Raw genomic sequence first — 11,324 nt, 5'->3', positions numbered from 1 at the left:
CCCCCCCCGCGCGCCCCCCCCCCCCCCCCCCCCCCCGGGGCCCCCCCCGCCCCGCGGGGGCCCCCCCCCCCCCCCCCCCCCGGCGGCGGGAACCCGCCCGGCGGGACGTACGGCAGCCACTCGGCCGACGGGTCCGCGCCCGGTGCGCGTACGGCAGCCGCCCGGCCGGCGGGCGCGCGGCGGCAACCCGGCTGGCGGGGCGTGGCCCGGCCGCTGGGCCCACCCGCCTCCGCCGCTCCCGCCCTCGCCCCGTCGTCCCGCGCCCCGGGCGGCTACAGGCGGGAGAGCGTGGCGGCGGTGCGCAGCCCGTCGCGGATCGCCTCCGGGTCGCCGACCTGGCCGGCAGCCGCGTCCAGCGGCGGCACGTGGCCCGCGACCAACTGGCAGAACTCCTCCCGGTCCAGCGCGATGTGGGCCACCTGCTCCTCGACGGCCGGCGTCGCGGTGGGCGAGTCGAGCGCGATGTACCAGTGGCCGCCGCCGTGCCCCTCGATCTCCAGGTGCAGGGAGCGACTCGGCGTCCCGGGCCGGTCGAGATGGCGCGGCGGGCTGGCGAGCCCGCACTGCCGGCGTTCGGCGAGCGCCCGGGGCAGCAGCCGCGCGCACAGGTCGATCATCAGGTGCAGATGGGCCGCGGCCGGCGGGTCGTACGGATAGTCCACCGCTTCCGCGATGTCGCCGGCGTGCACCCAGCACTCGAAGGCGCGGTCCAGGAACGAATCGCGCAGCGGCAGCGCGAACTCGCCGTAGGGCACCGAGAGCTGGCTGGCGCCGCGGGTGGCGAACGACACGGTCCGCACCAGTGCGTGCCCCTGCCGGCGCCACGGCTCGCGGACCGCGCCGGGCCGAGGCTCCGCCGGCCGCGCGGGATCGGGTCTGGCCGGCCGGTTGGCGGGCCGCGGCAGGATGCCGGCGGGCCGGGTGCCGCGCCGGGTCAGCCGGGCGAGGTGGGCGGGCGCGTCGCGCCAGTACGCCTCGGTACGGGCCAGCGGCGAGGTCGGCGCGCCCGGGCCGAGCGGGTCGGGCAGTCCGATGGCGCCGGCCACGATCCCGTCGACGGCCAGTAGATGGCCGATGACGCCGGCGACGGTGGTGTCCCGCTCCTGGGCCCGCGCCCCGTCGTTCCAGCGCAGCGGGACCTGCGCCCGCCACTCCGCCTCGCCCATGTCGCCGATCAGCGCGTCGAGCCGGGCGGTCTCCGCGTCGTACGGCGCCGCCCACTCGGGCACCGGAATGCGCGCCGGGCGGCGGCCGAGACAGCCGGCGAGCACCCGGGAGCGGAGCCGCGGATCGAGGTCCAGGTTCTCCTCGGTGTGCAGCAGCCCGACCGCGCGGCGCAGCCGATCCGCCTCGTCGGAGCACGGGGTGCACTGGTCCAGGTGCTGGTCGACGGCCGCGATCTCATCGGCCGAACAGGCGGCCAGCGCCCAGGCGCCGAGCAGCGACTTCAGTACCTGGTGGGAGAGGGCGTCCGGGGCGGCGGGCGATCCGGGCGCCTCGCCGTGGCCGGCGTCCCGGCTCACGGGATCGCCTTCCGCGGCGTCGCCCTGTGCTGCGGCGTCTCTTGCCGGGCCCGTTGTGCCTGAGCCGGTTGGGTCAGGGCCCGCTGTGTCCGGGGCTGCCGTGGGGGGTTCGGCTGCCGCGGGTGGGGTGGCTGGCGCTGGTCTCGTCGGGGTAAGTGCATCCGCCGTGGGCTCCGTCGGTCGTGGGGTGGCCTTAGCTCCGGCGGCCCGTGGCGGTGTGCCGGAAGGCTGGGTGCGGTCGGGTGCCTCGCGGCGCCCGGCGGGACGGCCGGGCCAGTGCCCGCCGTCCTCGGCCGGCGCGCGCGGCGCGGGTATGCGGGGGCGCCCGGTGGGGCCGGGTTCGCCGTCGTCGTCCGGGCTGATGCGGCCCGGCTCGCCAGGCCCGCTCACCGACCCGGTCCGTATCCGGGCGGCGAGACGGCCTGCGGGGCGACGTCGTTGGCGGTGGAGAGCAGTTGCAGGCCGAGCCGCAGGCGCCGTCTGGCCTCGTCCTCGGTGACCCCGAGCGCGGCGGCGGCCTGCCGGTAGTCCTGCCGCTCCCGGTAGGCGAGTTCGAGCGCGGCGCGCAGCGGGGCCGGCATGGCGGTCACGATGTAGTCCGCGCGGGCGGCGGCGGACGCGTTGCGGATCGAGGTCTCGACGTTCTCGGCGCTCTGCGGGTCAGCGCCGACCGCGCCACCGGTGCCCGCGGCCTCGGCCGCCGCGTTGGTCTTGGCCTGGCGCAGCCGGTACACGGCCTGCCGGTGGGTGAGCGTGGCGATCCAGGACCGCAGGGAACTCTGCTTGGGGTCGAAGGCGTCCGGGTTCTCCCAGACGTGCGCGAACACGTCGCGGGTGATCCGGTCGGCCGCCTCCTGCTCACCGAGGACGCGGTACGCGAGGTGGTGCACCAGGGACGCGAAGCGGTCGTAGAGCTCGCCGAGTGCGGCGGCCTCCCCGCGGGCGAGGCGCTGCTGCATCTTGCGATCCCAGCGAGGCGGTGCCTCCTGCGTCATGTGGCCCCCTGCGTTCCCGATGCCTGTCCCCGGTCGTACGCCGACGTCTCCCCGAATGTAGTCCGCAGCGATGAGAGCGAGGCGGCTTTGCGGCAACGTCCGCCTACCGGGTGGTTGCGGATGGTATGGCGATCGGCACTGTCCGTACGACCGGCGCGGTTCGTGCGGTCGATGCCCCTCGTACGGGCCCGTGTTGCCGGTACGGCCGACCCGGTGGGTACGGCCCCGGGGCGGCCGGCACGGCACGTGCCGCTGGGCTCGACACCCGCCGTTGACGTGCGGTTGTGTCGATGTGTTATCGCGGTGTGACCGGATTTTTGGGGCTGATGTGCCGTAGCGGGGCATAGGGTCGACGGAGCCGGATGGTTCGGCTGGTGCTCCGGGGTTTCGTGGCGTGGCGCAGGGGCAGCCGCTCCAGGAGCAGTCAATTCCGGTTTGCGGATTTCCGACGGGCGGACGAGGAAGGGGCTTCGGGCGCGTGACGTTGAAGGTGTGGGAAGTCGAACAGGAGGGGTGGGCGGTGCTCCGGGTCTCCGGCGAGATGGACCTGGTGACCTCGCCCGCGGTCCGTCAGCACGTGCACGACGCGGTGGCCGAGGGGCGCCGGAGTCTGGTGCTCGACCTGGGCGAGGTGCGGTTCTGCGACTCCAGCGGGGTGGGCGTGCTCATTGCGGCCCGCCGGCTGATGCGGTCGTGTTCGGGGCGGCTGCGTCTGATACTGCCCGCCGAGGGCGCCGTGGACGGCTCCCACGTCAACCGGGTGCTGGCCGCCCTGGGCGTGCGGCGGCTCTTCGAGGTCTACCCCGACCTCCCCACGGCGATCGACGAGGCCGCCGAACCCCTCTCCGCCTGAGCCCGGGCCGGGCTCGCTGCCGGGCCTGGCTCCCGGTCCCGCTGCCCGGCTCCGCCGACTGGCCGCGCTGACCCGGCTTGGCGCTCGAACGGGGCGCCCGGGCCCGCCGCCCGGCGCGCTGCCCGGTCCGCCGACCGGGCCTGGCGCTTGGACTCGCCGCCCGGGCCCGCTGCCCGGTCGCACCGGCCGGCCCCACGCCGCGGCCCCGCCCGTCCTCGTACTCCGTTGCCGGCTCGCCCGGCCCCTCACCGGGCCCCGTCGCCGGCCCTGCCACCGATCTCCTCGCTGCCCCCGCCGCCCCGGCTCAGACCGGGGGGCCGGCCGGGGCCGGGCCCAGGGTGGTGGTGCCGGGGGCGGCCCGGTGGCCCAGGCCGGTGCGGTAGGCGTCCAGGGCCGCTTCCACCCGGCCGGTGCGGCGCAGCAGGTCCCCGAGCAGCCGACACAGGTCGGCGAGGTCGCCGGCCGCGCCGGTGCGCTCGAAGAGCGAGAGCGCGGCGCAGTAGTGCTCCTCCGCGGCCTCGGTGTCGCCGCGCTCCTCCGCGATCAGCCCGAGCAGCCGGTGCGCCCCACCGGCGTGCACCGCACCCCGCTCGGCGCTCAGCCCACCACCGGCCGTCCCCACGGAGGCGCCGCCCCCGCGCCCGCCCGCGTCCCCGCGCCCGTCCGCTGCGGAATCCCCCCGTACGGAGTCGTCCCGTGCGGAGTCGTCGCGTGCGGTGTCCTCCCGTACCGGGGCTTCGCGTGCCGAGCCCTCGCGCGCGGGGGCGGTCGGTGGGGTGGGGGTGAGGAGGGGGTGGAGCAGGGATTCGGCTTCGGTGGACTTGCCGCGGCGGCGGAGCACGTCGGCGAGTTCCACCTCGACCTGGCCGGTGAAGAGCGCGGCCCGCTTGGACTCCAGCATGGTGCGGGCGATGCGGAGTTCGTCTTCGGCGCGGGCCAGGTCGCCGTCCTGGGCGTGCACGTAGCCGCGCATCCAGTGGCAGTGCGCCAGGTCGGTGTGGATCTGCAACTGCTGGTAGAGGTCCTGGGCCTTGGCGAGGGCGGCGTCCGCCTCGGCGATCCGGCCGGCGGCGATGAGCGTGCGGGCCACGCCCCGGTGCATCCCGGCGACGAGCACCGGATCGGCGACCCGCGGCGCCAGCGCCAGCGCCATTTCGGCGGCCTGGGCGGCCCTGGCGTGCGCGCCCATGTCCATGTACGGGGCGATGGAGGCGGTGTACAGCAGAAGCAGCGCACCGGGGTCGTGCAGCCCCGACGCGTTGAGCTCGTCCAGCGCGCTCTCCAGCAGGTAGCAGGCGTACCGCAGCTCGCCGGCGAGCAGGTGGGCGGTGGCCCGGCCGCGGATGGCCGGCACCCGGCGCGGCAGCGGCTCGTCCGCGAGGAGGTGCTCGGCCGCCTCGTACCGTTCCCTGGCGGTGCCGAGTTCGCCGCTCTCCAGGGCGCAGTCGCCGAGCCCGATCAGGGCCGTGGCGCGTTCGGCCGGCAGGCCGAGTTCGCCGGCCTGGTCGAGCAGGGCGGTGAAGGCGCCGGCCGCGTCGTCGGCCCCGCCGGTGGCCAGGGTGCGGCGGGCGTCGGTCAGGCCGAGCCGCACCTCGGTCGCCGCCTGCGGGGAGCGGCCGGTGGCGAGCTCTTCGGGGCTGACCCCCAGCCGCTCGGCGAGGTGCCGCAGCGCGGCCTCCGACGGCCGCACCCGGCCGGCCTCCAGCGTGGAGACGTAGGCGGCGGTGTAGGCGGGCTCGGCCAGTTGGCGCTGGGTGAAGCCGTGGGCGGTGCGCAGCCGCAGCACCCGGCGCCCGATGGCGCGCGGGGCGGTCGGGTCGTCCTCGGCGCCCATCGGTTCGAGGGGGCGCCGGCCCGGCCGCCCGGGCGTGGCGCCGGACGTGGCTCGGGGAGGGGTCTTGGCCGGGGCTGGGGCTGCGGAGGCCCGCCCCGCGCCCGCCCGCGCGCGAGGCACGTCGGGCACGTCCGCCGCGGCGGGTTGCTCCGCCCCGCGCGCGGGGGGCGTGGCGGGGGCCCCGCGCCCCCGGCCGGCGCCGTCCCCGGATGTGCGGGCGCGCCCCGTACCCGTGCCGCGGCGAGGGGTCGCGTCCCCCGCCGCCCGGGCGCTCTTGTCAGCCACCGTGCCTCGTCTCCCGCAGGTAGTTTGATCGAGGAGTTAAATTCACTTACTCAAATTCTTTTACGTGAGGATGGAACGATGTCGAACGTGATCGCCCCCCATGTGACCGTACGCCAGCCGGGGCTGGTCCTCACCGATCACCTCTTCGACCTCCCGCTCGACCATGCTGCACCGGACGGCGAACACCTCCAGGTCTACGCCCGCGAAGTGGTCGCGGCCGCCCGCTTCGCCGCCCGCGACGAGCTGCCCTGGCTGCTGTTCCTCCAGGGCGGCCCGGGCTTCCCCGCCGACCGGCCGGTGGGCACCGGCGGCTGGCTCGGCCGGGCCGTGCAGGAGTTCCGGGTGCTCCTGCTCGACCAGCGCGGCACCGGCCGCTCCACGCCCGCGACCCGGCAGACCCTGCCGCTCCGCGGCACCCCCGCCGAACAGGCCGACTACCTCGCCCACTTCCGGGCCGACGCCATCGTCCGCGACTGCGAGGCCATCCGCGCCCGGCTCACCGGCGGCGCCCCGTGGACCGTGCTCGGCCAGAGCTTCGGCGGCTTCTGCACGGTCAGCTACCTCTCGTACGCGCCGGAGGGGATCGCGACCGCGCTGATCACCGGCGGGCTGCCTGACCTCGCCGCGGACGCGGACGCCGTCTACCGGGCCGCCTACCCGCGGATGGCGCACAAGTCGCTGGCCCACTACGCGCGCTACCCGGGCGACGCGGTGGCCGCGGCCCGCATCGTGCGCCACCTCGCCGACCACGAGGAGGTGCTGCCGGACGGCACCGTGCTCACCCCCGAGGCGTTCCAGCAGCTCGGCATCCTGCTCGGCAGCGGCGACGGCTCGCACCGGCTGCACTACCTGCTGGAGGACGCGTTCGCGGAGACCGTGGACGGGCCGCGGCTGAGCGACCGCTTCGGCGAACAGGTGGCCGCGGTGCTCAGCCGCACCACCAGCCCGCTCTACACGCTGCTGCACGAGGCCATCTACGCGCAGGACGGCCGCGCCACCGACTGGTCGGCGCACCGGGTGCGGGCCGAGTTCCCCGGCTTCGACGCGGTGGGCGCGCTCGCGGCCGGCGACCCGGTGCTGTTCACCGGCGAGAGCGTGCACCCGTGGATGCTCGACGTGCAGCCCGGGCTGCGCCCGCTGCGCGAGACGGCGCACCTGCTGGCCGCCCGCACCGGCTGGGGCCCGCTGTACGACGTGGAGCAACTGGCCCGCAACACCGTGCCGGTGGCCGCGGCCGTCTACCACGACGACCTGTTCGTGGACACCGAGCACGCGCTGCGCACCGCCGCCGCCATCCGCGGCCTGCGCACCTGGGTCACCAACGAGTACGAGCACGACGGCGTGCGCGCGGGCGGCAGCGCGGTCCTGGACCGCCTGCTGCGACTGGCCCGCGGGGAGGCGTAGCCGCAGGAGGGGGCGTACGAACTCCCGCCCGACCCATTGCCTGGCGCCCGCCGCGCCCCTACGTTGAGCGGCAACTTAATTTCACTTAACGAGTTGCTTACTGCTCTGGGGGAGTTGCGTATGTCCAGACGAGTCCGGGTTCGTACCGCCGCGCTGGTCGCCGGGGTGAGTGCGGTGGCGCTGTTGGCCGGCACGGCGAGTGCGGCCGGCGGGGCCGCCGCGGCCAAGGGGGCCAGTGGGGCTGGCGGGTCCAGCGGGGACGGGCGGGCCCACCGGGTCGAGTACTTCAGCGGGCCGGGCAGCCACGGCCGGCACGTGCAGGTGCCGGCGGCCACGCCCGCGCGCATCGCCCGGGCCGCTGCCCCGCTGGCCCCCGCGGCGCGGGCCGCGGACGGCGACGTCACCCCGATCGTGGAGAGCGGTTCCACCGCGGACAAGCTCGACGTCGTCGTCATCGGAGACGGCTACACCGCGGCCCAGCAGGAGGACTTCCACACCGCGGCGCGCGCGAAGTGGCAGCAGATCTCCTCCGTCGCGCCGTACGACGCCTACCGCGGGCTGTTCAACGTGTGGGCGGTGGACGCGGTCTCCCGCGAGTCCGGCGTCTCCGGCGACCCGGTCAAGTCGGTGGTCAAGGACACCGCGCTGAGCTCGTACTTCTGGTGCAGCGACATGGAACGGCTGCTGTGCGTGGACACCGACAAGGTGGAGGCGTACGCGGCGAAGGCGCCGGCGGCGGACCTGGTCATCGTGGTCAGCAACTCCACCAAGTACGGCGGCGCCGGCTACAACGACGTGGTCTCGGGGCCCGGTTACGACGGCATAGCCACCGTCTCGTCCGACGACCCGCGCTCGGGGCAGATCGCGGTGCACGAGACGGGCCACTCGCTCGGCAAGCTCGCCGACGAGTACTTCTACGACGAGGACAGCACCTACACCGGCCCCGAGCCCGGCGAGCCCAACAGCAGCACGCTGAGCGCGTCCGCGATGGCGGCGCAGCGCACCAAGTGGCACCGCTGGCTCGGCCAGCAGTCCCCGGACGGCGGCACGGTCGGCGCGTACGAGGGCGGCGGCTACTTCGCGCGCGGGCTGAACCGCCCCACCGAGAACTCGATCATGCGGACCCTGGGGCGCGAGTTCAACCTGCCGGGGCGCGAGGCGATGATCGCCGGCTTCTACCGGCACGCCTCCGTGGTGGCCAGCACGGTGCCCACCGACCGGCCGCTGACCCGGGGCCAGCGGGTGCGCGTCCAGGTGCCGGCGTCGGCCGCGGTGCGTTGGTACGTGGACGGGCGTGAGGTGCGCTCCGCGCGCGGCAAGCAGGCCGTCACGCCCGCCTCGCTCGGCGCCCGCCCGGGCCGCTGGCACCAGATCACGGCCCGCGCCACCGACACCACGGACGCGGTCCGCGACCCCGAGGTGCGCGCGCTGCTGACGGACAGCAGGTCGTGGTGGGTGCGCGGCTGATCGTACGGGCCTGGCCTTACCGGCCAACTGTCTTGTGCATCAGGTGAGTTGGGTGCGTGAGGGGCGGTGGCCGGTGGCTCGCCCGGGGAACCCGGGGCGGGTTGGGGAGTGGCGGCCCACCTGCACCCCGGGCCGCCCGCTCCGCACCCCCGGCCCCGCCGCAGCCGACTGGACCGCCGCCGCGGCCGGCCCGCTCCTTTTTCTTACAACGTTCTCTTTAGGGCTCAGTAATTGACGGTGCATCCGTCTCGTATGGCTTGCGACTAGGCCGATTGCGCAGGTCGGGGTCATATGCCGGCGCGTCGGATCAGCTAGGGAGCAAATCGGACTAAAGGGGTGTAATTTGGGCGTCGTGAGGAGTCATCGACAGCGATGACTACGCCTATTTGAGGAGGCAATCAATGCTTGCTCAGCACACCACGTCCCTTCTCGCCACTCCCACCGATGCGGCAGCCATCGGCCACCTGATGACGGAGCCCGAGGCCCCGCTCAGCGATGCGCCGATGTACACCCCGCAGGCAGCAGGCGTCCTGCTGCTTCTTGCGCTTCTTTCGCCGAAGGAGCCCAAGGACAAGTGACCCCTGATCGGTCGCAGACGGCCTATGCCGAATCGGCGGCCGACCTGGCACACCGTGTCCTCGGTGCCCTTCGGGGCGCCGGGGGCACGGCGCTGGTCGCCGAGCACGTCGAGCGCGCGGAAGATCCCAAGGCCGCACTGGCCGCGCTGCGCGTCGTAGGAGCGGACGTCTTCGCCCCGTACCTGCTGGGCGACAGCGTCTTCCATCCGCAGGACGCCGAGGCCGTCGCCATGGCCTTCACCGTCTTCCCGCCCCCCGTCAACCCGCCGACGCCGCCGCCGGACGGGCCCGCCGAACCCTGGGTCGTGGCCTGGCGCGACTGGGCGATGGCCGCCGTGCTCGGCCGGTTCGCCGAGGTCGGCGGGGACGCCCTGCCGCCCACCGTGCGGACCGACGCCAGCGGTGTCGCCGAGATCATCGACGCCCCCGGCGGTACGGTGCGCGCGCCCGAACCGCAGGGCGCGCCGCTGTTGGCCGACGCGCGGCTGCGCGCCGCGTACGGCACGGCCGGCGCCCGCGACGCGCTCCGGGTGCCCGAGGGTTCGTACACCGCGGACCGGCTGCACGCGGCCGGCTCGCACGGCGCCGCCTACCCGGCCGACGCCCCCGCCACGGCCGCCGAGGCCGCCGGGCTCGACTGGCAGCGCTGGTCGGTCCGGATGGGGCAGCTCTCGCCGCTGGCGCTGCCCGGACTCGACAGCGCCGTGCACCGGGCGGCCCGCGCCGCGCCGCTGGCCCTGGCCCGGGGCGCGAGCCGTGCCCTGCTACGGCGCGACCACCCCACGGCCGTCCACATCCTGCGCTGGCTGGCGCTGCTCGGCGCCGAGGGCGTACCGCTGCCCATCGAACTGCCCCCGCTGATCGAACACGTGGAGCTGCTGGGCGGCGGCGGGCCCCGGCTCGCGCTCGATCTGGCCATCGCCCGCCGACTGCTCGCACTGGAGCTCCCCGCATGACGGCGTCCGTCACCCAGACCGCACACCAGGTCAGCTCCAAGGCGCTGGCCTGGCTGCACACCCACCACGAGCGCGGGGCGCTGCCCGAGGGCACCACCGCCGACCTCGGCGACCCGGACAGCGTGTACAAGCCGCTCGGCGAGACGGCGCTGGCCGGCACGCTCGTGCTGCGCGAGGCCGCCGCGGGCACCGCCGAACTGCGCATCGCGCGCGAACTGCTCGACTACTGCTGGCGGCAGTTCCGCGAGGGCGACATGCTCTACGAACGGCTGCTGCGCTACCCGATGATGAGCGACCCGCTGGAGACGTACGCCCACTTCACCCGGGTCGGCTACCGGCACCGGCCGCTGGAGCGGCTGCTGACCCACACCACCGGGCTGCGCACCGTACGCGGTCTGGAACAGCAGCCCAACCGCAAGCTCGCGGTGGCCAACGCCGCCCGCATCGTCGGCCTCGACCAGGGCAGGCACGCCTACGACTGGGACACGCTCACCCGCGCCACCTGGCTCGGCGGCACCCCCGAGCCCTGGCTGATCGACTGGATGACCGGCTACTCGCTGACCCACACGGTCTTCCACCTGACCGACTGGGGCGGCAACCCGGCCGGTCTTTCGCCGGAGCTGACCGAGTACGTCGCCACCTGGCTCCCGGTGTGGATCGACATCTGGGCCGAGATCGAACAGTGGGACCTGGTGGCCGAGTTGATGATCGTCGGCTGCTGCCTGGACCGCCCGTACTGCGACGCGGCCGACTGGGAGCTGCTGGCCCGGGTGCAGCACGCGGACGGCCTGTTGCCGCGGGACGGCGACCCGGTCTCCGACGACCCCGACGAACGCTTCCAGGACCACCAGCACACCGCGGTGGTGGCGGCCGTCGCCGGCACCCTCGCCGTCTCCCGCACCCTGGGCGGCGGCTCCGCGCCGGGCAGCGGCCGGGGACCGGCGGCGGGAAGCGGCGCAAGGCCGCGGGTGCGGACACGGGGACGGGTACGGCGCGGGGCAAGGCCGCGGGCACGGGCGCGGGTGCGGCGCGGCGCAAGGCCGCTGGTACGGGTACGGGTACGAGCACGGGCGCACCCCGGGGCAAGGCCGCTGGCGCACCCCGGGGCGCCGGTGGCGCGCCGCGGGGCAGACGGAACGCGGCCGGTGCGTCCGGCGGGGCCGGGGCGGCGGCTGGTGCCGCTGGTTCTGCTGGTCCTCCTAGTGCGGCTGGCCCTTCTGCTGCGGCTGCTACGACCGGTGCCGCCGGTTCTGCTGCTACGACCGGACCTGCTGGCACGGCGTCAGCCGCCGTGCGGGCGGCCGGCGTACGGGCCGGCGCGGCGGCCGACCCGCCTGCCGCGGTGTCAGGCGCGCCCGTGCGGCCCGCGGCGGAGACGACGGAAGCGGCGAAGGTGACGGAACCCCCGGCCCGCCCGCCCCCCCGACCC

At 75.6% G+C, this 11,324-nt stretch carries 8 protein-coding genes and 1 pseudogene; 6 read left to right on the top strand and 3 right to left on the bottom strand.

Features of this window, described 5'->3' with window-relative positions; genetic code table 11:
- Window positions 1–272: 272 nt before the first annotated feature.
- Both AAHZ94_RS18455 and AAHZ94_RS18450 read right to left on the bottom strand, forming a co-directional pair.
- Window positions 273–1,913: an immediate early protein gene (locus AAHZ94_RS18455; protein WP_502964709.1), complete on the bottom strand. Its 1,641-nt coding sequence runs from the start codon at window positions 1,911–1,913 to the stop codon at window positions 273–275.
- Window positions 1,910–2,518 carry an RNA polymerase sigma factor gene (locus AAHZ94_RS18450; RefSeq protein WP_349994059.1) on the bottom strand — a complete coding sequence of 203 codons (609 nt, stop codon included), beginning with the start codon at window positions 2,516–2,518 and terminating at the stop codon, window positions 1,910–1,912. The genes AAHZ94_RS18455 and AAHZ94_RS18450 overlap by 4 nt, the downstream gene beginning before the upstream one ends.
- A gap of 478 nt (window positions 2,519–2,996) precedes the next feature.
- On the opposite strand from AAHZ94_RS18450, the gene AAHZ94_RS18445 reads away from it, so the two are divergent.
- Window positions 2,997–3,371 (top strand): STAS domain-containing protein, encoded by a 375-nt coding sequence (locus tag AAHZ94_RS18445; protein ID WP_349994058.1) that lies wholly within the window; start codon window positions 2,997–2,999, stop codon window positions 3,369–3,371.
- 304 nt (window positions 3,372–3,675) lie between these two features.
- Here the strand turns inward: AAHZ94_RS18445 and AAHZ94_RS18440 are convergent, their stop codons facing one another.
- The gene (locus AAHZ94_RS18440; protein WP_349994057.1) at window positions 3,676–5,205 is read right to left on the bottom strand and encodes a helix-turn-helix domain-containing protein; all 1,530 of its coding nucleotides are present in this window, start codon (window positions 5,203–5,205) and stop codon (window positions 3,676–3,678) included.
- A 363-nt stretch (window positions 5,206–5,568) separates the two neighbouring features.
- Between AAHZ94_RS18440 and AAHZ94_RS18435 the strand changes: the two genes are divergently transcribed.
- The 5 genes and pseudogenes from AAHZ94_RS18435 to AAHZ94_RS18415 all read left to right on the top strand — a co-directional run.
- Window positions 5,569–6,894 (top strand): alpha/beta fold hydrolase, encoded by a 1,326-nt coding sequence (locus AAHZ94_RS18435; RefSeq protein WP_349994056.1) that lies wholly within the window; start codon window positions 5,569–5,571, stop codon window positions 6,892–6,894.
- Window positions 6,895–7,014: 120 nt separating this feature from the next.
- Window positions 7,015–8,361 (top strand): M64 family metallopeptidase, encoded by a 1,347-nt coding sequence (locus AAHZ94_RS18430; protein WP_349994055.1) that lies wholly within the window; start codon window positions 7,015–7,017, stop codon window positions 8,359–8,361.
- A gap of 401 nt (window positions 8,362–8,762) precedes the next feature.
- Complete coding sequence (locus tag AAHZ94_RS18425; RefSeq protein ID WP_349994054.1) at window positions 8,763–8,939, top strand: hypothetical protein; 177 nt, start codon at window positions 8,763–8,765, stop codon at window positions 8,937–8,939.
- On the top strand, window positions 8,936–9,895 hold the full coding sequence (locus AAHZ94_RS18420) for a hypothetical protein (protein WP_349994053.1): 960 nt from the start codon (window positions 8,936–8,938) through the stop codon (window positions 9,893–9,895). Before AAHZ94_RS18425 ends, AAHZ94_RS18420 begins: the two co-directional genes overlap by 4 nt.
- Window positions 9,892–10,806 (top strand): annotated as a pseudogene (locus AAHZ94_RS18415) (DUF6895 family protein); the annotation flags it as partial. The gene AAHZ94_RS18420 and the pseudogene AAHZ94_RS18415, both read left to right, overlap by 4 nt.
- Window positions 10,807–11,324 lie beyond the last annotated feature (518 nt).

The organism is Streptomyces sp. HSW2009 (assembly GCF_040240285.1).
GTDB lineage: Bacteria > Actinomycetota > Actinomycetes > Streptomycetales > Streptomycetaceae > Streptomyces.
This window is presented reverse-complemented; position numbering and strand designations above follow the sequence as displayed.